General features: G+C 73.0%; 13 protein-coding genes. 7 read left to right on the top strand and 6 right to left on the bottom strand.

The features are described from left to right. Positions 1–243: hypothetical protein (locus tag ABZY45_RS19970; RefSeq protein ID WP_356741646.1), on the bottom strand; the 243-nt coding region annotated here is incomplete at its 3' end. Positions 244–391: 148 nt separating this feature from the next. After that, on the bottom strand, positions 392–949 hold the full coding sequence (locus ABZY45_RS19975) for a MarR family transcriptional regulator (RefSeq protein WP_356741647.1): 558 nt from the start codon (positions 947–949) through the stop codon (positions 392–394). A gap of 137 nt (positions 950–1086) precedes the next feature. Here ABZY45_RS19975 and ABZY45_RS19980 point away from each other — a divergent pair, with 137 nt between their 5' ends. Continuing rightward, complete coding sequence (locus tag ABZY45_RS19980; RefSeq protein ID WP_356742064.1) at positions 1087–2382, top strand: MFS transporter; 1296 nt, start codon at positions 1087–1089, stop codon at positions 2380–2382. A gap of 6 nt (positions 2383–2388) precedes the next feature. Here ABZY45_RS19980 and ABZY45_RS19985 read toward each other — a convergent pair whose 3' ends face one another. Together ABZY45_RS19985 and ABZY45_RS19990 are read right to left on the bottom strand one after the other, a co-directional pair. Further along, entirely contained in the window at positions 2389–4041 is a 1653-nt protein-coding gene (locus ABZY45_RS19985; protein ID WP_356741648.1) for a SpoIIE family protein phosphatase, read from the bottom strand. A gap of 322 nt (positions 4042–4363) precedes the next feature. Further along, complete coding sequence (locus ABZY45_RS19990) at positions 4364–5797, bottom strand: NAD(P)/FAD-dependent oxidoreductase (RefSeq protein ID WP_356741649.1); 1434 nt, start codon at positions 5795–5797, stop codon at positions 4364–4366. A gap of 338 nt (positions 5798–6135) precedes the next feature. Here ABZY45_RS19990 and ABZY45_RS19995 point away from each other — a divergent pair, with 338 nt between their 5' ends. Together ABZY45_RS19995 and ABZY45_RS20000 are read left to right on the top strand one after the other, a co-directional pair. Beyond that, positions 6136–6939: a helix-turn-helix domain-containing protein gene (locus tag ABZY45_RS19995; RefSeq protein WP_356741651.1), complete on the top strand. Its 804-nt coding sequence runs from the start codon at positions 6136–6138 to the stop codon at positions 6937–6939. 614 nt (positions 6940–7553) lie between these two features. Continuing rightward, positions 7554–9581: a sigma-70 family RNA polymerase sigma factor gene (locus tag ABZY45_RS20000; protein ID WP_356742065.1), complete on the top strand. Its 2028-nt coding sequence runs from the start codon at positions 7554–7556 to the stop codon at positions 9579–9581. 32 nt (positions 9582–9613) lie between these two features. Here ABZY45_RS20000 and ABZY45_RS20005 read toward each other — a convergent pair whose 3' ends face one another. Then, positions 9614–12844 carry a BTAD domain-containing putative transcriptional regulator gene (locus ABZY45_RS20005; RefSeq protein ID WP_356741653.1) on the bottom strand — a complete coding sequence of 1077 codons (3231 nt, stop codon included), beginning with the start codon at positions 12842–12844 and terminating at the stop codon, positions 9614–9616. A 226-nt stretch (positions 12845–13070) separates the two neighbouring features. After that, complete coding sequence (locus tag ABZY45_RS20010; RefSeq protein WP_356741655.1) at positions 13071–15182, bottom strand: asparagine synthase-related protein; 2112 nt, start codon at positions 15180–15182, stop codon at positions 13071–13073. Between the two features lie 951 nt (positions 15183–16133). Between ABZY45_RS20010 and ABZY45_RS20015 the strand changes: the two genes are divergently transcribed. From ABZY45_RS20015 to ABZY45_RS20030, 4 genes are all read left to right on the top strand, one after another. Beyond that, positions 16134–17621 carry a sporulation protein gene (locus tag ABZY45_RS20015; protein ID WP_356741657.1) on the top strand — a complete coding sequence of 496 codons (1488 nt, stop codon included), beginning with the start codon at positions 16134–16136 and terminating at the stop codon, positions 17619–17621. Positions 17622–17899: 278 nt separating this feature from the next. Beyond that, positions 17900–19156: an L-2-hydroxyglutarate oxidase gene (gene lhgO / locus ABZY45_RS20020; RefSeq protein WP_356741659.1), complete on the top strand. Its 1257-nt coding sequence runs from the start codon at positions 17900–17902 to the stop codon at positions 19154–19156. Positions 19157–19250: 94 nt separating this feature from the next. Then, a complete protein-coding gene (trmB, locus tag ABZY45_RS20025; protein ID WP_356742067.1) occupies positions 19251–20048 on the top strand; it encodes a tRNA (guanosine(46)-N7)-methyltransferase TrmB in 798 nt (265 codons plus the stop codon). 70 nt (positions 20049–20118) lie between these two features. Continuing rightward, positions 20119–21573: a PrsW family intramembrane metalloprotease gene (locus tag ABZY45_RS20030; protein ID WP_356741661.1), complete on the top strand. Its 1455-nt coding sequence runs from the start codon at positions 20119–20121 to the stop codon at positions 21571–21573. The last annotated feature ends 154 nt before the right edge of the window (positions 21574–21727 follow it).

Here is a 21727-nt window from a genome sequence, read left to right on the forward strand (position 1 = left end):
TCCGACTCTATCAGACTCTTTCGTGTCCGATTCCCGGTCGAAGCGGGTTACTGCTTGTTTCGCTTTCCAGTTCTTCGCTTTCGCGTTTCCCTTTCCGGCGAGTCCGACTCTATCAGATCCTTTCGGGCCTGATTCCCAGTCAGCGGGTTTTGCCATCCCGGCTGTTGGGCCGTTCCGACGCTCAAACTCTAGCGGATTCTCCCGGCAGCTCATAATCGAGCCTTCGAATTGAATTCCGGGCATGCCGAAATTCTCCCCGATGGGAGATCGTGCTGAGTTTGGTTGCCGCGTTCGCGGCGGGATCGGTTGCCGCCGGACCGTACCGGCTCCGTGACAACTCGAAGAACCTTACGGATACGGGAAGGTCGTGTCAACCCCTCCCTAGCCCCCGTCAGTCAAGGTCGGTGAGCCTGCCGCCGGCGTCCGGCTGCTCATGCTCCACGCGCCGCAGAAGGCGGATCAGTATCTCGCCGAGTGCTCCGCGCTCGTCGCCCGAGAGGTCCTGGAGGAGGTCCTCCTCGAAGGTGGTGGCCATCCGCATCGCCTCGAGCCACTTCGTACGGCCCTCGTCGGTCAGCTCCACGATGACGCGCACCCGGTTGTTCTCGTCCCGGTCCCGGGTCACCAGGCCTTCGCCCGCCATGCGGTCGATGCGGTGCGTCATCGCCGCAGGGGTCAGCCCGAGGCGCTTGGCGAGTTCGCCGGGCCCCAGACGGTACGGGGTGCCCGACAGAACGAGGGTCTTGAGCACCTCCCACTCCGCGTTGCTGATGCCCAGGGTCGCGACCTGCCTGCCGTACGCGACGTTCATCCGCCGGTTCAGCCGGCCCAGCGCGGAGACGATCTGCTCGACCTGCGGGTCGAGGTCCCGGAATTCGCGCTGGTAGGCCGCGATCTGCTCGTCGAGGCTCGGCTCCTGGAGCTCGGGCTGCTCGGTGGTGTCAGACATGGCGGGAGTATCGCACGCTCTTCATCGCCATCGAAGTCCTTCGACCTGAAGAGTTCAGCATCTAAGTTTAGTGTTAAAGTCTACGAGTCTGTGTTGTTCGAACTTCATGTCTGAGGTAGGTGAGTGTGACCAGGGAGATGGGTGCAGCGCTGCGGCGGATCCAGCTGGGCAGCGCGCTGAGCGCGTTCGGTCTCGGATTCACCGTCCCGTATCTGTACGTCTACGTGGCGCAGGTGCGGGATCTTGGTGCCGGTACGGCAGGCGTCGTGCTGGCTGTCTTCGCCATGGCCGCGCTGGCCGTGCTGCCGTTCACCGGACGGGCCATCGACCGGCGCGGCCCCTTGCCGGTGCTGATCGTCGCCGCCGGTGCCGCCGCCGTGGGTGCCTGCGCCCTGGGGGTCTCCAGCAGCGTGACCGCGGCGGTGCTCTCCGCCGCCGTCCTCGGTGCCGGTACCGCCGTGATGCAGCCGGCGCTCGCGACCATGCTGGTGTGGTGCTCCACCGCCGCGACGCGTACGCGTGCCTTCGCCACTCAGTTCTTCCTTCAGAACCTCGGCCTCGGCATCGGTGGTCTCGTGGGCGGTCAGTTGGTGGACGTCAGCAGCCCGTCGAGCTTCACCATGCTGTTCCTGATCGAGGCGGCGATGTTCCTGGTGCTCGGCGTCGTCGCGGCGACGGTCCGCATGCCCCGCGCCCCTTCCCTCCCCGGTACCGCGTCCGTCGAGGGTGCCGGCCCCAAGGGCGGGCTGCGGGTACTCCTCTCCCACAGGGCGATGGTGCAGCTGTGCGTGCTGGGCTTCGTCATCTTCTTCGCCTGCTACGGGCAGTTCGAGTCCGGCCTCGCCGCGTACGGCACCGAGGCCGCCGGAATCGCCCCGTCGACCCTGGGTGTCGCGCTGGCCGCCAACACCGCGGTCATCGTCGTCGCGCAGTTCGTCGTGCTCCGTCTCGTGGAGCGCCGGCGCCGTAGCCGGGTCATCGCGTGGGTCGGGCTGATCTGGGCGTTCGCCTGGATCGTGGCGGGTTACGCGGGGCTCGGTGACGGCAGCCAGACCATGGCCACCGCGGCGATGATCTCGACGTACGCCCTGTTCGGCCTCGGTGAGTCGATGCTGTCGCCGACGGTCGCCCCGTTGGTCGCCGATCTGGCGCCCGAGGCCATGGTCGGTCAGTACAACTCGGCGTTCGCCCTCGTGAAGCAGCTGGCGCTGGCCGTCGGTCCCGCTGTGGGCGGGCCCATGGGGGCGACGCTGCACGGGCCGTACATCGTGACCTTCGTGCTCTTCTCCCTGGGCATCACCGTGCTGGCGCTGAAGCTCGGTCGGCAGCTCACTCCCGTCCAGGACGCGCCGCTCTCGGCGGCGCCGTCCCGGGTGGTCGCCGTCTCCCTCCCGGAGAGCGAGTCCGCCGCCGCTTCCGCCGCCGTGCGCTGAGAGGGCTCAGCCCGGCAGCGAGAACTCGCACCAGACCGCCTTGCCCCCGCCGGGGGTACGGCGGCTGCCCCAGGACGAGGCGATGCTCGCCACGATGGAGATGCCGCGTCCCGCCTCGTCGGCGGGTTCGGCGCGGCGCCTGCGGGGCAGGTGGTCGTCCCCGTCCGTCACCTCGATGATCAGCCTCCGGTCCGTGCGGCGCAGGCCGAGCCGCATGGGCGGTGTCCCGTGCTGGAGGGAGTTCGCCACCAGTTCGCTCGCGGCGAGGACACCTCGATCGCAGAGCTCCACGGGGAAGCGCCAGGACGCCAGCACGCCCGTGGCGAAAGCCCGGGCCCGGGGCGCCGCCTCGATACCGCCGAGCAGTTCGAGCGAGGCGTTGTGGAAGAGCTCGGCGCTCGTGCCTGTGCGGGCGGGGTGCTGGACGACGAGCACCGCGACGTCGTCGTCGTGTTCCGCGGTCACTCCCAGGGAGCGGATGAGTCTGTCGCAGACCACCTGCGGTGAGCCCTTGGCACCGGACAGGGCCCGCTCCAGGGAGGCGACGCCCTCGTCGATGTCCTCACTGCGGCGTTCGACCAGCCCGTCCGTGTAGAGCACCGCGGTGGAACCGGGCGGCAGCGCGATCGATCCGGAGGTGTGGAGCCAGCCGCCCGTGCCGAGGGGTGGTCCTGTCGGGTCCTCCGCCCGGTGGACCGTGCCGTCCTCGTGGCACACGAGGATGGGGAGATGGCCCGCCGAGGCGTAGACGAGATGCCCCTCGTTGGGATCGTGCACCGCGTACACACAGGTGGCGATCTGGCTGGCGTCGATCTCGGCGGCCAGGACGTCGAGGAGCTGGAGCACCTCGTGGGGCGGAAGGTCGAGCCGGGCGTAGGCGCGGACCGCGGTGCGCAGCTGGCCCATGACGGCGGCGGCCCGCACCCCGCGTCCCATCACGTCCCCGATCACGAGCGCCGTACGCCCGGCGCCCAGGGTGATGACGTCGTACCAGTCGCCGCCCACCGCCGCGTCGGTTCCGCCCGGCTGGTACGTGGCGGCGATCCGCAGGTCGTCCGGCTGTTCGAGTTCCTGCGGCAGCAGGGAGCGCTGGAGGGTCACGGCCGTCTCGCGGTGGCGGCGTTCGCTGGCGCGCAGCCGCTCCGCAGCCTCGGCGTGGTCGGTGACATCGGTGGCGTAGACGAGGACGCCCGCTCCGCCGTCCGGGTCATCGGTCGCCACGGGGGTGCAGGTCACGGTGTACGAGTTGCCGGCGAGGACCTTGCGGGACTTGACCGTACGCGGGGTGCCGCTGCGCAGGACCTGGTCCAGGAGCGGCAGCAGGCTGAGCTCGCTGAGCTCGGGCATCGCCTCGGCCGCGGGTGCGCCGCACGGCCGGGGGCCGAAGGCCGCGGTGTAGGCGGCGTTGACGTAACTGATGCGGTGATCGGGGCCGTGCAGCAGTGCCACGGGGGCGGGAAGCCGGCCGAGGAGCTCACGGGCGGGCAGGCCCTCCAGAGAGCTGCCGGGCACAGGGGCAGAGGGTTCCGAGGGGGCGTCCAGGGCCGTGACCGCGGACGGCACCTCGGCCCGGGCGGCGGGTACGGAACCGTGCTCGTCCCGCGCGGCGGCTCGGCGCTGCGTTCCGGGAAGGCGGGCACTCCAGCGCGTGAAGTTCACGGAAATTCTGGCCTCGTGTGTCGGTCTGGTCCGCTCGGGCGAGCTGCTTCGTCTGCCGGTCCTGTGCCGGGTCCCGCTGCTTCTCCCCTGGTAGAAGCGGCGGGGCCGGACTCCCGGAATGCGCAGCCGGGCCTTCATCGCGGTTGATCTCGCTGACGGTCACTGTAGGTGACTGCCCGCCGGGTCACTCTGCGCAGGTGTGGGCACACCTATGGTCACACGTCCAGTGTGACCGACCGTACTGACAGTTGCCCTACGGCTGCGGGTCCGACCGCTGAATCACGGCCGTTCTCCAGGGGAACCCGGGGTGCCTGGCGTGGCGTCAGCCCGATGTTCCCGGCGGGCCGTCCTTCGTCGGACGGCGGTCGTCCGGAGGGTTCGGTTGCGCGTGTCCACCGGCGGCGAGAGCGAATTCGGCGCGCGGGTGTTCGAGTGACCCGAGGGAGACGATCTCGCGTTTGAACAGTCCCGCGAGCGTCCACTCGGCAAGGACCCGCGCCTTCCGGTTGAACGTGGGTACGCGGCTGAGGTGGTAGACGCGGTGCATCAGCCAGGCCGGATACCCCTTGATCTTGCGGCCGTAGACATGGGCGACGCCCTTGTGGAGACCGAGCGAGGCGACGGACCCGGCGTAGGAGTGCCGGTAGTCCTCGGCGGGCCGGCCCGCGAGTGCGGCGGCCACGTTGTCCGCGAGGACCTTGGCCTGGCGTACCGCGTGCTGGGCGTTCGGTGCGGTCTCCGTGCCCGGCTCGGACGAGGTGAGATCGGGAACGGCCGCCGCGTCGCCGGCCGCCCAGGCGTGCTCGACCCCCTCGACCCGCAGCGCGGCCGTGCAGCGGATCCGGCCGCGCTCGGTCAGCGGGAGGTCGGTGGCGGCGAGGATCGGGGCGGGTTTCACGCCGGCCGTCCAGACCAGGGTCCGGGTCGGGAAGCTCGAGCCGTCGCTGAGCACGGCGACGCGCCCTTCACAGCTGTCGAGCCGGGTGTCGAGCCGCACGTCGATGTTGCGGCCCCGCAGCTCCCTGACCGCGTACTTGCCCATCGCCTCGCCGACCTCGGGCAGGATGCGTCCGGTCGCCTCGACCAGGATCCACCGCAGGTCCGCCGGCTTGATGTTGTGGTAGTACCGCGAGGTGTAGCGCGCCATGTCCTCCAGTTCGGCGAGGGCCTCGACGCCCGCGTAGCCACCGCCCACGAACACGAAGGTGAGGGCGGCGTCGCGGATGGCGGGGTCTCTGGTGGCCGAGGCGATGTCCATCTGTTCGATGACGTGGTTGCGCAGGCCGATGGCCTCCTCGACGGTCTTGAAGCCGATGCCGAAGTCGGCCAGCCCGGGGACGGGGAGGGTGCGCGAGACGGAGCCGGGAGCGAGGACCAGCTCGTCGTACGGAATCTCCAGAGCGCCTGTGCCGTCCTCGCCGGTGGCGAGCGTCGTGACCGTGGCGGTGCGCTTGGCGTGGTCGATGCGCTCCGCCTCGCCGATGACGATCGTGCAGTGCTTGAGGACCCTGCGCAGCGGTACGACGACGTGGCGAGGCGAGATCGACCCCGCGGCTGCCTCCGGCAGGAACGGCTGATACGTCATGTAGGGCTCGGGCGTGACCACCACGATCTCGGCCTCGCCGCTTTTCAGTCTCTCCCGCAGCTTCCGCTGGAGCCGCAGGGCGGTGTACATCCCCACGTAGCCGCCGCCGACGACGAGAATGCGCACACTTGGCCGGGTGCCGGGGGACGTCCCCCGGGAATCTGGTGCCATCACCATCCCATGACGCAACGGAGTCCTGAGTTTGTCCACAGGCCCGGCAAATTGTGTGACCGGAGCTCGTCGATCACCGGGACGGACCCGGCCGCCGCGCGACTTCGGAGCTGCGCAGGTCAGATGGGCCGGGAGGGTGGTCCTGCGGGGGCCGGAGCAGGGCCGGAACGCTCCTTGCTCCGATCGGGGGGCGCACCGTGCGGAACTACCCCCTTCTGAATTGAGCCGGGCTCAACTATGTTCGTGTCTCGTCGGGGTGTCGGATTCGGACGAAGGTCCACACGCCGGCCGACAGGCGGGGAAGTCTCCGGGGGGAGACGTCATAACCGGGGGAAGTTATGCACATTCAGGATTTGCATGGGCCGAGCGCTGTCACCTCTTCTGCCGAGGGGCACGCGCGGCTGGGGTCTGTCGGCACGGTCGCTGCCGCAGCGGTGTCGGGCGACACGAGCCGTTCCGTCCCGCTCCGCGTGGACGCACAGCGCAATCTCGAACACGTCCTTCGCGCCGCGCGCGAGGTGTTCGGGGAGCTGGGTTACGGGGCGCCGATGGAGGACGTGGCGCGCCGCGCACGCGTGGGTGTCGGCACGGTCTACCGGCGTTTCCCCAGCAAGGACGTGCTGGTGCGCCGGATCGCCGAGGAGGAGACGTCACGGCTGACCGACCAGGCGCGCTCGGCTCTCGGGCAGGAGGAGGAGCCGTGGTCCGCGCTCTCCCGTTTCCTGCGGACGTCGGTGGCATCGGGTGCGGGGCGGCTGCTGCCGCCGCAGGTGCTCCGGGTCGGGGCCGGACCGGACGAGCAGGAAGCGATATCCGGGACCGGCGCGTCCGAGGGTGAGAGCCGCGTGCCGCATCAGCGGCAGGGCGTGGAACAGCCCGGGCTCCGGACGGCGGGGCGGCGCTCCGATGCCGAGGAGGGCCTCCAGGACGACCCCGGGGCGACCGAGCTCCTCGAGGTCGTGGGCCGGCTGGTGGACCGGGCACGTGAGTCGGGTGAGCTGCGGGGTGATGTGACGGTGGGCGATGTGCTGCTGGTCATCGCCACGGCGGCGCCGGCCCTGCCGGACCCCGCTCACCAGGCCGCCGCTTCCTCGCGGCTGCTGGACATCCTGCTGGAGGGCCTCCGCTCACGCCCCGCGTAGGCGACGCCTCCGGCGGCCCGCCCGGCCCTGCGCGCAGAACACCCGCTCGGGTGCGGGCGGGCCGGTTCCGGCGCGAGCAGCCGAGCACGGCGTACGGGCTCCAGCTCGGGTGCGGGCGGGCCGCTCGGGTGCGGGCGGGCCCGAGCGCGCGTCGGTGGGTCGACCCGCTTGCGGCAGTACTCCCGCGCAGGCAGCAGGCAGCAGGCACGGCTGATTGCGCCCGGGCGCGACAGGTCTCGACCCCGGACGCGCTCGCATGCGCCTGGGGGCGGCCGGCCTCGCCCGGACGCATCCGCATGCGCCCGGGTGCGACAAGTGCTGCCCGGGGGCGCATGATTCGCCCGCTCGCGTAGCGGTGTGCCTGGCATCCGGGCCCGGCATCCATGGGCCGGCTCAGGTACACGGCCCTGAGAGGTGGCGGCTCCGTCCACCCGGACACCGGTGCGAATGTGGGCCGTTACTCCTGCCCCATACGAGTGACGTCGCACCTCCGGGTCCGGCAAGACACCCCGGACGAGTGGTTGCCTCCCCGCCCAGGGTTCGCCGTGGCAAGGCTCTGTGGCACTCTGGCCCCGGTATTACGGGTCCGAGGACGCATGACGGGGGCTTCCGCGATGAGCGGTGACGCGCAACAGGAAGAACCGGCAGAAGGCGTCGCGAAAACCCCGGGCGGCGGCAGCGGGAGCGTGGAGGCCGAAGGCACCCGAGCCGCACGCACGACGGGCCCGGCACCGGAGCCGAGGTCACGGGCCACCCCCTCCGGCCCTGACCGTGCGGAGGACAGCGCCAAGGGTGGCACCGTGCTCCCCGGCCCCTGGCCGCCGGCCGTCGACGCGGCGGGGGAACCGGGAGGGGTCAGCGACTCCGTGTACGTCGTCCCGCTGCAGCGCGAGGGCCGCGTGGGATCCGCAGACCTCGAACCGTCCGACGCGCAGCTGATCGAGGGCATGCGAGCGGGTGACGACCAGGCGTACGAGGTGCTGTTCCGGCGCCACTCAGGAGCGGTGCGCCGCTACGCCCACACCTGCTGCCGCGACGCGGACACCGCCGAGGACCTGACGGCCGAGGTGTTCGCGCGGACCCTCCAGGCGGTGCGGGGCGGCAAAGGGCCGCAGGAGGCCGTCCGGGCCTACCTCATGACAGCCGTACGGCATGTCGCCGCCGCGTGGACGAAGAGCTCGAAGCGCGAGCATCTGGTCGACGACTTCGCGGTGTTCGCCGCGCAGGCCACGCGCTCCGCCGAACTGTCCGAGGCCGACACCCTCGAACTCGGCGCCGATGTCCTGGCCATGCACGAAGCGGACCGGTCGATGGCCATGCAGGCCTTCCGCAGTCTGCCCGAGCGCTGGCAGGCCGTGCTGTGGCACACCACCGTGGAGGAGGAGTCGCCGAGCGAGGTGGCTCCGCTGTTCGGCCTGACGGCCAACGCCACAGCGGTCCTGGCCGTCCGGGCCCGCGAAGGACTCAAGCAGGCCTATCTGCAGGCCCACGTGAGCCAGTCGCTGACAGCGGGCGGCGACTGCGCGCGCTATGCCGACCGGCTCGGTGCCCACGCCCGCGGCGGCTTGCGCACCCGGGCCGAACGCGGGCTGCGCAAGCATCTGGACGAGTGCGCGAAGTGCAGGGTCGCCGCAGGCGAGCTGGAGCGGGTGAACGCCGGCATTCCCGCGCTGCTGCCGATCGCGGTCATCGGCTGGTTCGCCGCGGGGTACACGGTCAAGGCGGCAGGTCTCGTCGCGGGCGGTGCGGCCGGCGTGGCCGGTGCTGGAGCCGCGGCGGGTGCCGCGGCCGCGGCCACGGGCAGCGCGTCCTCCGGTGGCGGCGCGGCGGCTGGTGGCGCCGCCGCCTCGGAAGGTCTCGGCGCCCCTGTGAAGGCCGGTATCGCTGCGACGCTCGCCATGGCCGCGGCGGCCGGCCTGGTGTGGGCCATGGCAGGCGACGACCGGCCGGCGCCCGAACCGCAGCCGGTGGCCAAGCCCCCGGTGGCCGCCCCGGTCACCCCGTCCCCGTCCGCTCCCCCGGAGCCGACGCCGACCCCGGCGGCCACACCCGCGCCCGCACCGCCCCCCGCGCCGGAGCCGACGCCCACACCGCCGCCCGCACCGGCCTCCACGCCCCCAGCTCCGGAGCCCACACCCGAGCCCACCACGCCGAAGCCCTCGCCGACCCCGCCCGAACCCACACCGACCCCGGCACCCGCGCCGGAGGTCTACCAGGTGAACGAACTCGCGTACTCGGTCCTGGGCGACCACAGCGGGCCGGAGATCCTGCTCGGGCGGAGCAAGGGCCTGTTCTGGCAGCGCAGCGGGCTGTCGATCGCCTCCACGACGTACGCCCACGGAGTGACCGCGCACTCCCGCTCGTCGGTCACCGTCCAGCTGAACCGTTCGTGCACCCGGTACGAGGCCATGGTGGGGGTCGACGACATGACCCTGGGCCTCGGCGCCGTGCGCTTCTCGGTGTACGACGGCGGCGGATCCCGACTGTGGCAGTCCCCCGTGGTGCGGGGCGGTGAGCCGGCCGTGCCGCTGAGCGTCGGTATCGAGGGCCAGGAGACGATCCGGCTCGTGGTGGAACCCTCGGGAACGCTCGGCGGAGTCGCGCTGGCCGACTGGGCGGACTCCCGTATCAGTTGCCGCTGACCCGGGCGGACCCCCGTACCCGGACCGCCTGATCAGCTGCCGCCGAGCTCCCCGGCGATGCGTTTCAGAAGGACGACCGTGTCCTCCGCCGTCAGCCTGCTGCCCGCTGCGCACTCCACTTCGTACCGTTGGGGGCCCAGTGCGTCCCGGAGTCGCTCCGTCGCCACGGCGACCTCTTCCTGTTCGACCGGTGAGCGGGGGCCGTTCACCCTCCACACCTCGGTCGCGGCCAGGACCCGGGCCGCCTGCTCGAACCGGTCCAGCCTCATCAGCATGATCCCGGCCGCCTCCGCCAGATGGGCGGTGAAGACCTCCGCGCAGCCGGCCGCCACGGCCAGGTCCAGCGCACCCGTCACCTCGCGCAGCCCCTCGGCGGGTCCGCCCGACGGTTCGAACACGCTGATGCGCGCCGACACCCCCTGGAGCGCGGCCGTGAACTGCGGCGGCCTGCTTCCGTACGCCTGGCCTTCGAGTGCCGCGTCGGCGTATCGGCGCGCCAGTGGGATCTCGCCCGCCGTGAGTGCGATCGCGGCCCGTAGGTAGTCCACGTAGGCACGGGCGTCCCGGACCTGCCGGCGCTCCGCTTCCGCCTCCGCCTCGTCGAGTCCCTTGCGCGCGGCCTCCAGGTCCCCGCTCCGGTAGGAGAGTTCGGCGAGGCGCCCCAGCAGGAAGGGCGTCTCCGCGTGCGCGCCGACCTCCCGGGCGAGGTCCAGCGCCTCCTGGTAGGCCGCCCGCGACTCGTCGAACCTCCCGCGCGTCATCCCGGCCTCCGCCACGGCACTCGCCACCTGGGCGCGCAGGTAGCGGTCGCCGACCCGTCTGCTCAGGGCACGCAGCTCGGCGATGTCCTCGTCGATGCCGTCCATGCCCCGAGGGGTGTCCACCAGCATGTGGGTACGAGCCATGAGCATGACGCCGTACTCCCAGTCGCCGCCGTGCTCGCGGGTGTGTGCGATGGCCGCGTCGAAGGTCGCGTGCGCGTCGGGGGTGTACTCGCGGCGCATGTACGAGGTCATCGGCCAGAGCAGGCCGGGGAAGCGGACGGATTCCGGGCCGCCCGCACTGAAGACCTCGGTCACCTTGCTGACCAGGTCCTGGAACTCCTCGTCGCCATGGATGTGTTCGACCGGACGGCTCTCCACGGCAAGGAAGAACCGGAGCATGTGCGCGTGCATGCGCGGCCAGTAGCGGGGGTCGTCAGGGGCCTCGGGGTCCTCGCCCAGCGCGACGGCGCGGTCGGCCCAGCCCAGGCCCTCGTCACGGAAGTTACGCAGCCACCAGAACCATCCCATGGCGAGCACCAGGCGCAGCGCGTCCGGCTCGGAGGGGCGGGAGGACACCGTGCGGTGCAGGGCGGCGCGGATGTTGTCGAGGTCCGTCTCCAATCGCCGGATCCAGACCAACTGGTCCCGTGAGCGCAGCTGCGGGTCGGCCTCCTCGGCCAGCGCGGTGAAGTGCGCGAGATGGGCTGCGGCGGCACCCGCCAGGATGCCGGGGGTCTCGGCGGCGCGCTCGATGGCGTACTCGTGGATGGTCTCCAGGAGGCGGTAGCGCATCTCCGCGCCGTCGGTGGGTGTCGCGACCACGAGTGACTTGTCGACGAGCGCGCCGAGCAGCACGGCGGCGTCAGGGCCGGCCACCGCCTCGGCGGCGGCCAGGTCCCAGCCGCCCGCGAAGACGGAGACCTGCCGCAGCACGGTCTGCTCGTCCTCGGAGAGCAGATCCCAGGACCAGTCCACGACCGCCCGGAGCGTCTGCTGGCGGGGCAGCACGGTGCGGCTGCCGCTGCTGAGCAGCCGGAAGCGGTCGTCGAGGCGGCCCGCGATCTGGCGCGGGGTGAGCAGCCGGAGGCGGGCGGCGGCGAGCTCGATGGCGAGCGGGAGTCCGTCGAGCCTGCGGCAGATCTCGGCGACGGCTTCCGCGTGGCCGGCCGACACGGCGTCCGGGTCGAAGTCCGGCCGCACGGCGCGGGCGCGCTCGGCGAACAGGCGGTGCGCCGGGTCCGCCGGCAGGGGGTGGACGGGCCGGACTGCTTCGCCGGGCACGCCGAGGGGTTCACGGCTGGTGGCGAGGATGCGCAGCCGTGGGCAGTGCGTCAGGAGTGTCTCGGCAAGGGTCGCCGCCGCGGCGATGACGTGCTCGCAGTTGTCGAGCACGAGGAGGAACGGGTTGTGCCGTGACCGGTGGGAGAGGTGGTGGACGAGTTGTGCGGTGGGGTCCGCGGGCACGGCGTGCCCGTCGCGGGAGCCGCCCTGCAGGAGAGCCGTCGCGCGGAGGCCGAGGGCGGAGAGCACGGCTCCCGGGACGGCGGAGGGATCGTCGACCGGTGCGAGTTCCGCGATCCAGGCGCCCTGGCCCGCCGCCGATTCCTCGGCCAGCCGGGTCTTCCCGGAGCCGCCTGGGCCGGTGAGGGTGACCAGGCGTGCCCGGGAGAGGTCGGAGCGGATGAGGCGGATCTCGGGTTCGCGGCCCACGAAGGAGGTCAGCCGGGGGCGGATGTTGCCCTCGGTCGGCCACGGATCCCCGGGGTCCTCCGTGCGGGGATCCCCGGCGGTGAGGAGTTCCCGGTGGAGCGCGGTGAGTTCGGGTCCGGGGTCGGTGCCCAGGCCGTCCGCCAGGGCGCGCCGAGCCGTCTCGTACGCGACGAGTGCGTCCGCCTGCCGGCCTTCGGCCCGCAGACCTCGGATCAGCTGGGCGTGCAGGGGCTCGTGGTACGGATGGGCCGCGGTCAGTTCTCCGAGTTCCGGGACGAGGCCCGCCAGGGCCCCGCGCCGGAGGTCGGCCTCGATGCGCTGCTGGAGCGCGGTCAGCCGTCCGGCCTCGGCCTGGAGTCCGTGTGCGTCTCCTGGGAGGTCGGCGAGCGCGGGCCCGCGCCACAGGGCGAGCGCGTCGCGCAGGGTGCGCGCGGCGGTCTCGGGGTCTCCGGAGCCGAGCTCGGCGGCGCCCCGGCGGGCGAGCCGCTCGAAGACGTACAGGTCGATGTCCTCGGGACCGGCTGCGAGCCGGTAACCGCCGGGGGTTCCGGTGATCGCCTCCTTGCCCAGGGCGCGGCGCAGCCGGCCGACGAGTGCCTGCAGCGCGGCGGGGGCGTCCTGCGGGGGTTCGTCGGCCCATACGTCGTCGATCAGCGCGGGCACGGGGGCGGGGCGGCCCGCGCGCAAGGCGAGAGCGGCGAGCAGGGTGCGCAGGCGCGTACCGCCGACGGGCAGCACTCCGCCGTGCTCGTCTCGCGCCTCGGTGACGCCCAGGATCAGATACCGCACGGGGCCATTGTGTCGCGGTGGGCTCCCGCACCGGATGCACGGCGGGACCCGCGAGGCGGAGCGCGCGCTTCCTGTTCGGGCCGGGCCGCCACGGCCGGAGAGCGCCGGGCAGGCCCGCCAGGGGGAAGTTCCGGGCAGCCCGCCAGGGGGAGAGCGCCGGCCCGCCCACTAACCGGGCCCGTGCCCGCCCACCAAGGCCGGAGATTGCCGGGTCCGTGCCCGCCCGCTACGGCTGGAGCGTGCGGCGGGCCGGGACCACGCCGCCCGCCACCGCCCGCTGGCGCGGGGCAGCCGTGCCCGTCCAGCACGTGCCCCGGCGGGTTACCAGCCGGCGCAGCCAGAGTTCCGTGGACGCCAGCTCGGCCAGGCCGTCCAGGGGCAGGGGCTCGCCCTCGGCCGCGGCGCGCAGTGCCTTGCGTACGACGCGAGCCTCGACCAGACCGGCGTCGGCGAGCAGCGGCGCGTCGAAGAGCGCGATCAGTTCGGGGAGAGCGGTACGCAGCCCGATGCGGCCGGCCGCGTTCGAGGTGGCCTGCGACGGGGTTCCCCAGCCGGGCGGCAGGTCGTGGATGCCGGCACCCGCGAGCACGCGGCGCAGGATCGCGGCCCGGGCGCCGGGCTGGACCCGGAGCGATTCGGGGAGGGCGCGGGCGGCGCGTACGACCTGGTTGTCCAGGAAGGGGGCGTGCAGTCGCTGGCTGCGGATCTCCGCGGCCTGTTCCAGGATCCGCTGGTCGGCAGCGTGCCGGGCCAGCGCCGCACGGGCGCGGGCGTCTCCCGGACGCTGGACCGAAGCGGGCCGGATGGCCGCCTCCTGGAGGCGAACCGATACTTCCGCCAGTGCCTCCCCGGTGAGCCACCGCGCGGCCGGACCGGGCCGGGACCAGGCGAGGGAGGCGAGCGAGGCGTCCGCAGGGGTGTCGAGGTCGGGGGTGTCGCGATTGGCGTCCGGCAGCAGGGACGCCGCCGTCTCGAGCCCGGTGCGGTACGACGTACGGGCCAGTCTGCGGGCTGCGCGGTAGACGGCCAGCGGGACGAACAGGGAGTGGGGGGAGGGCCCTTCGGCCCGGGCGAGCGCCGCGACGGGCCGCAGGATATGGCGTCTGCGCCGGTCCATGAGGAGGTCGGCCAGCCGTGCGGGGTGCGCGTCCAGGACCTGACGTGCGCCGTGGCCGACGAAGTGGTCCGCGCTCCCCGCCGCCAGCCTGCGCCGGTGGCGTTCGGCGACGACGAGGGAGGGAGCCGGCTCGTCGGTGAGCGGGCCGCTCTCCAGGGACGCGTAGGGCAGGGCCTCCTCACCCGCCGCTACGACCACATGGTGCAGCCGGGGGTTTGCCGCGATGACCCGGGCCCGCTCCAGCTCGTCCTCGCGGCCCTGCGTGGAGAGGTCGTTGAAGGTGACGGCGAGCAGCCGCTCGCCCGCACCCGTGCCATGGCCCAGCACAGTGCCCGGCAGTCCGGGCAGCCCGGCCGCCAGCAGGGCGAGGGTCGCGGACGCGCTGCCGCCGGAGAGGTCCGCGCCGATGCCGGGCACGGGCGCGCCGCGCGCCGCGCGGCGTTCGGCAGGGCCCATCCCCGGGACCGGGCCCGGATCGGGCGGCATGGTCTCCGGGGCGTGCCTGGGTGCGGTGAGCCGGGCGCGTACGGCCTCGACCAGCGCGTCCCGTACCCCTTCGACCGCGCTGACCGGGTCGGCCTGCGGGGCCGCCACGGCGAGGGAGGCCACCGCCTCGTATCCCGTGATCTCGCGTGAGCCCTCGCGGAGGATCAGCGCGTGCCCCGGCGGGATCCGCTTCACCCCCGCGTACGGTGTGCCGTCGCCCAGCGCCTCCGGCGTCTCGGGGCAGGCCAGCAGCGCGGCCAGGTGCCCGATGTCCAGCTGCGCCTCGATGAGGTCGGCGAGCGGGAGGGCCGCGGTGGCGTAGGCGGTGCCGTTGGCCCAGGGGGTGTGGAAGACGGGGCGGGCTCCGGCGAGGTCTCCGGCAATGGTGATGCGGCGGCCGATCTGCACGACGGCCGTGTAACTGCCCGGCCAGGCGGTGAGATGGCGCAGCGCCCCTCCGCGTGCGGCGAGCAGCCCGATCCTGAGCTGCTCGTCGGTCGCTCCGCAGCAGCCGAGGACGGCGAGGCGGGTCGTGGGCGCGCCCTCGGGGGTCGCGACGGTGATGACGCGGATCTCGTCGGGCCGCCAGTCACCCACCGCCCACAGCGGATCCGGGTCACCCCAAAGGAGTTGTGACCCCACGGGCTGGACCGTGCGCCCCTCCCCGTGGCGGCCGACCGCGCCCACGGTGCCGAAGCTCGCGGCGACACTGCTCCACCCCACCAACCAACGCACCGCCGCCTCCACAGGCTGTGGACGAACCGGCGCACCAGGACACGGGAACGCCGCTGCGGGACATGCTGCCACGACAACGGCGGCACGGAGGGGGTACGGACGGCGCACACCGGACGCGCATGCGCCCCTGGCAAAGGCCTGGCCACGCCGCCAGGATCCCTCTGCAACGGAATTAAGTCTTCCGGGAGTTGCGCGAGACGGACGCGAAACCGGGGTCCGCCTCGGCGGGTTCGCGCACCAGTCGCAATCCGGCCATAGTCGGACCACTTCCCGACGCTCCGCCCGACCGGCACTATTCGGCCATTCTCCGATCGTGAAGGAACCGCGCGTTTCGCCCTCCGGAGCCCTCAGGAGCCCTCCGGAAGGGCCTCACCCGACCCCGTGCGCCCCGCGGGAACAGCCTCCGGACGGGTCCCGGCAGCTCCGGGCCGCCGGAGTCCGCGGCGGCGGTGACGTGCGGGCCGGCGCATCCCCCCGGCGCGCCGGCCCGCACGTCCGTCCCCGTGGCACTGCCCGTACGGCGCACAGTCCGGGAGGTGTTCGTCACCTCCCGGACCGGTTCGCCGCCCGCGGGGATTGGGGCGGCGGTCTCCCCCAGCCCGCCGTGTCCAGTTCGGCGGGCCGACCCACGCAGGACCCATCGAAGCGCTTGCGCACGGGCCGGACCAGAGCGCACGGCCGGGCGCACGGCCACACACCAGGAGCACGGCGCCCGGACCCGCGGGGCACACGGGCAACATTCCCGCCATACGGAGGTCTGCCCCTTAACGGTGGGGATGCGGCGAACTACGCTGGGTGTACCGATGTTCTCAGCAGAGCGGCATATTCCACGGGGCTCGGCCAAATGCGTGTGCGGCCGGAGTGCCCGGTGCCGTAGCTGGGGAGGACACGGTACGAATGCCGCGCGCCTGACGGTGACGCGGCGGCCGTCTGTGTGTCGAGGGGTGGCGCATGTCCAGGGAGCAACGCGGGCCGAACGAGAAGCTCGGCACGGTTCTCGCCCTCGCGGGAATCAGCAACGCCGGGCTCGCCCGGCGGGTCAACGACCTCGGAGCGCAGCGCGGTCTGACACTTCGTTACGACAAGACGTCGGTGGCCCGGTGGGTCGCCAAGGGCATGGTGCCGCAGGGTGCCGCGCCCCATCTCATCGCGGCGGCGATAGGGGCCAAACTCGGCCGACCCGTCCCGCTGCACGAGATCGGTCTCGCGGATGCCGATCCGGCCCCCGAGGTCGGCCTCGCCTTTCCCCGTGACGTCGGCGAGGCGGTGCGATCGGCGACCGATCTGTACCGGCTGGATCTCGCGGGCCGCAGGGGCGGCGGCGGGATCTGGCAGTCGCTGGCCGGTTCCTTCGCGGTGAGCGCCTACGCGACCCCCGCGTCCCGCTGGCTCATAACCCCTGCCGATCCGTCGGTCGCCCGGGGTCCTTCCGCCGCGCAGCCGTCCGCCCTCGGCCCGGACGGCTCCCCCGGGACGCTGCCCGTCCAGCCGGGCCCGGACACCGCCGCCGACAGCTCGCTCCTGCGCGTGGGGCACAGCGACGTGACCAAACTGCGCGAGGCCGCCCAGGACGCGCGCCGCTGGGACTCCAAGTACGGCGGCGGGGACTGGCGTTCCTCCATGGTCCCGGAGTGCTTACGCGTCGACGCCGCTCCTCTCCTGCTGGGCTCGTACAGCGACGAGGTGGGCCGCGCCCTCTTCGGCGCCTCCGCCGAGCTGACCAGGCTCGCCGGCTGGATGGCCTTCGACACCGGCCAGCAGGAAGCCGCCCAGCGCTACTACATCCAGGCGCTGCGTCTGGCCCGCGCCGCGGCCGACGTACCGCTCGGGGGCTATGTCCTGGCATCGATGTCACTCCAGGCGACCTACCGGGGCTTCGCCGACGAGGGAGTGGACCTCGCGCAGGCCGCGGTCGAGCGCAACCGGGGGCTCGCCACCGCCCGGACCATGAGCTTCTTCCGGCTGGTGGAGGCGCGCGCCCATGCCAAGGCCGGCGACGCACCGGCCGCGGGGGCCGCGCTCAGGGCGGCGGAGAGCTGGCTGGAGCGTTCCCGGACCGGTGACTCGGACCCGTCCTGGCTCGGCTTCTACTCGTACGACCGGTTCGCCGCCGACGCGGCGGAGTGCTATCGCGACCTCAAGGCGCCCCGCCAGGTGCGCCGCTTCACCGAGCAGGCCCTGTCGAAACCCACGGACGAGTTCGTGCGCTCGCACGGACTGCGGCTCGTGGTGTCCGCGGTCGCCGAACTGGAGTCGGGCAACCTCGACGCGGCCTGCGCCGCGGGGACGCGGGCGGTGGAGGTGGCGGGCCGCATCTCCTCGGCACGCACCACCGAGTACGTACGCGACCTGCTCCACCGCCTGGAGCCGTACGGGGACGAGCCGCGCGTGGCCGAGCTCAGGGAACGCGCCCGGCCTCTGCTCGTCGCGCCGGCCTGACCCCGCCTGCCTGCCTCGGCTCCGGAGGCCGGGCACGCCCTGCCCGCACGGCCCGTCCGCACGAGCCGTCCGAAGGCCCCCGCGCCCCGTCGGCGCCGGAGCGCGGGAGGCCGTGCGCCCCGCCGGCGCCGGAGCACCGAAAGCCCCGCACCCCGTTCGACGCCGGAACGCCCCGGTATGGCCCGTCATGGGACACGCCGCGCGCCACGCCCGTGGCACGCCCTGGTTTGAGCCCGTTGTCAGTGGGTCAGTGCACTATCGGGGTGGGAGGTGGCGTGATGATGACGCACGCGGCGTACGACTGCGATGTGCTGGTGATCGGTGGCGGAATCGTCGGTCTGTCGACCGCGTACGCGCTCACGCGCACCGCGCCCGGCACGCGGGTCACGGTGCTGGAGAAGGAGTGGGGTCCGGCCCGGCACCAGACGGGCCGTAACAGCGGGGTGATCCACAGCGGGATCTACTACGCGCCGGGTTCGCTCAAGGCGCGCTACGCGGTGCGGGGCGCCACCGAGCTGGTCGGCTTCTGCGAGGAGCACGGCATCGCCCACGCGGTCACGGGCAAGCTGATCGTGGCGACGGACAGCGCCGAGCTGCCGCGGCTGCACGCCTTGGTGCAGCGCGGGCGGGCGCACGGGCTGCCGGTCCGGGAGCTCGGCCCCGCCCAGATCGCGGAGTACGAGCCGCGGGTGCGCGGTCTCGCCGCGATCCGGGTCGGCACGACGGGAGTGTGCGACTTCGCCGCGGTCGCCGGCCGCCTCGCCTCCGAGGTGGGCGCGTCGGGCGGAGAGGTCCGTTACGGCGCGGAGGTCGTCGCTGTCGACCGGCGCCCCTGGGGCGTCGCGGTGCGCACGGCCGACGGCCGGGTGGTCAGAGCCCGGGTGCTGGTCAACTGCGCCGGACTGCACAGCGACCGGGTGGCGCTGCTCGCCGGCGACGACCCCGGGGCCCGGATCGTGCCGTTCCGCGGGGAGTACTACGAGCTGGCCAGGCCGGAACTGGTGCGCGGGCTCGTCTACCCGGTGCCCGATCCTGCCTTCCCCTTCCTGGGGGTACATCTGACCCGAGGTGTCGACGGCACGGTCCACGTCGGGCCCAACGCGGTGCCGGCGCTGGCGCGAGAGGGGTACGGCCGCACGGTCGTGCGCCCGGGCGAGCTGGCGGGCACCCTGGCCTGGCCGGGCTCCTGGCGGATCGCCCGGCGGCACTGGCGGTACGGGGCGGGCGAACTGCACCGGTCCCTGTCGAAGAGCGCGTTCACCCGGGCCGTCCGCCGCATGCTGCCCGAGGTGACGGAGGACGATCTGCGTCCCTCACCACCCGGGGTCAGGGCCCAGGCGGTCCTGCGTGACGGCACCCTGGTCGACGACTTCCTGATCCGGGACGCACCGCACACCGTGCATGTGCTGAACGCGCCCTCGCCCGCGGCCACCGCGTCGCTGCCCATCGGGAGGGAGGTGGCGCGGCGGGCTCTGCTGCGGGCTCGCGCGACGGGGTGGACTCCTCCCGCCGTAGAATCGGGGCATTGTGTCTGAGCCTGTGAACCCCACCCCAGAGACGCCCGGCTCCGCCCCCGGGACGGACGCGGAGACCCACCACGGGACGAGCGCGGAGCCGCACCCCGAGGCGGTGACGCCCGGCGACGCCGATTCCGACGCCGCGGCGCGGCGCGCCGCCTCCTTCGAGCGGCAGCGCAGGCTGCGCCAGGAGCCCCGCTTCCCCGGCGGTCCCGCCGCCGACCCGGCGGGCTCCCACCACGAGCGCCGCATCCGCAGCTTCCAGCCACGCCGCAGCAGGGTGACCGCCGGCCAGGAGGACGCCCTCCAGCGGCTGTGGCCCAAGTGGGGTCTGGACATCGACGGCCGCGGCGTCCTCGATCTGCCCACGCTCTTCGACGGACTCCCGGTGGTCCTGGAGATCGGCTTCGGCATGGGCGAGGCGACGGCACAGATGGCGGCGGACGACCCCGGCACCGGCATCCTCGCCGTCGACGTGCACACCCCCGGCCAGGGCAACCTGCTCGGACTCGCCGACCGGGCGGGACTGACCAACGTCCGGGTCGCCAACGGTGACGCGATCATCCTGCTCCGCGAGATGCTGGAGCCCGAGGCGCTGGACGGGCTCCGGGTGTACTTCCCCGACCCGTGGCCCAAGAAGCGGCATCACAAGCGGCGGCTGATCCAGCCGGAGTTCCTCGATCTGGTGGCCGGGCGCATGAAGCCCGGCGCGGTCCTGCACTGCGCGACCGACTGGGAGCCGTATGCCGAGCAGATGCTCGAGGTGCTGACGGCGCACCCGCTGTTCGAGAACACCCAGGCGGACGGCGGCTACGCCCCTCGTCCGGCGTTCCGGCCCCTGACCCGCTTCGAGGGTCAGGGCCTGGACAAGGGCCACGTCGTGCACGACGTGCTGTTCACCCGTCGCTGATCGGCCATCGGCCGGCTCACCGGCCATCGCACCGTGGCCAGGTGTCAGTCCCCCTCGTTAGGGTCGACAGGTGTCCGAGGGGTCCGTGCAGCATCAGCAGCCGGCCGTCCCGGTTCTCGAGGAGCAGCGGCTCGACGAGTTCCTGGGCGCCGTCCCGGAGCGTGGCCAGTGGTACCGGCCGCGCCGCGTCGGCATGGTCTGGCGCAGCAAGGCCTTCCGCGCCGGTGCGGTGATCACCGTCCTCGCGCTCTGCGGTCTCGTCATTCTGGCCCTGGTCCGTGAACAGACCGGCACCGAGGGCTTTCTGGTGGGTCTGGGCCTGGCCGTTCTGCCCGTCCCCCTGCTGATGTCCGCGTTCCGCTGGCTCGACCGGGTCGAGCCGGGCCCCTGGCGCAACCTGCTGTTCGCCTTCTTCTGGGGTGCGTGCGCAGCCGCCTTGGTGGCGATCATCGCCAACTCCTTCGCGACGCGCTGGATAGCGACGGCCACCGCTGATCCGGGAAGCGCCGACACCCTCGGTGCGACGGTCATCGCCCCGGTCGTGGAGGAGAGCGCCAAGGCCGCGGCCGTCCTGCTGATCTTCCTGTTCCGCAGACGGGAGTTCGGCGGGATAGTCGACGGCATCGTGGTCGCGGGCTTCACCGCGACCGGGTTCGCCTTCACCGAGAACATCCTCTACCTGGGCAACGCCTTCGGCGAGGATCAGCAGCTCGGCACCACGGGCCTCGCCTCCGTGACGGCGGGGACGTTCTTCGTGCGCGTGGTGATGTCGCCGTTCGCCCACCCTCTGTTCACGGTGCTCTCCGGCATAGGACTCGGCATCGCGGCCCTCGGAGGCGCGCGGCACCGGATTCGCCGGATCGTCTCGCCCCTGCTGGGACTCGTCCTCGCCATGGGCATGCACGCCGTGTGGAACGGCTCGTCGGCCTTCGGCCCGTACGGCTTCTACGCGGTGTACGGCGCGTTCATGGTTCCGTGCTTCGCTCTGGTGACGTGGCTGGCGATCTGGTCGCGCCAGCGGGAGCTGCGCACCTTGTCCACCGAGCTGCCGGTGTACGCGGCGGCCGGCTGGCTCGCCCCCGCCGAGCCGCTCGCGCTCGCCTCGATGCGGGCGCGGGGTATGGCCCGCGACATGGCGAGGCACTGGCACAGCTACCCCGACCGGAACCGGGGCAGGGCCGCGGCCCGTGCCGTCGCCGAGTACGAGTCGTTCGCGACGTCCCTGGCCATGCTCCGCCGAAGGGCCCGCCACGACGGCGCGGGACCGGAGTTCGCACTCCGCGAGCAGGAGCTGCTGCACCACCTGTGGCAGCGCCGGGCGGTCGCGGGCCCCGCCCTGACGTACGCCGCCCACGCGACGGGCCGGGTACGGCCGCCCAGGCCGGCCGCCCCGCAGCCGTTCCCCGGTCAGTTCTCCCACGGGAGCGTGGCGGCGCAGCAGCCACCGGCACCGCACCGGCACTACGGGGGCTACAACCCCTACCTGGAGGACGGTGCCCGCCACCGCGCTCCCCCGCCTCCGTGAGCCCGCCAGGCGGGCGAGCGTGAGCTCGTCGGAGGCACCCACGAACCGACACGCATGAACCGACGGCACGCACGAACCAGGACACACCACCAGGACACGACGAACCGGCGGCCCTGACGTCGGGGGGTAGTGCGTCAGGGCCGCCGGGGTTCGG

The sequence above is a fragment of the Streptomyces sp. NPDC006516 genome, from assembly GCF_040611875.1.
Lineage (GTDB): Bacteria > Actinomycetota > Actinomycetes > Streptomycetales > Streptomycetaceae > Streptomyces.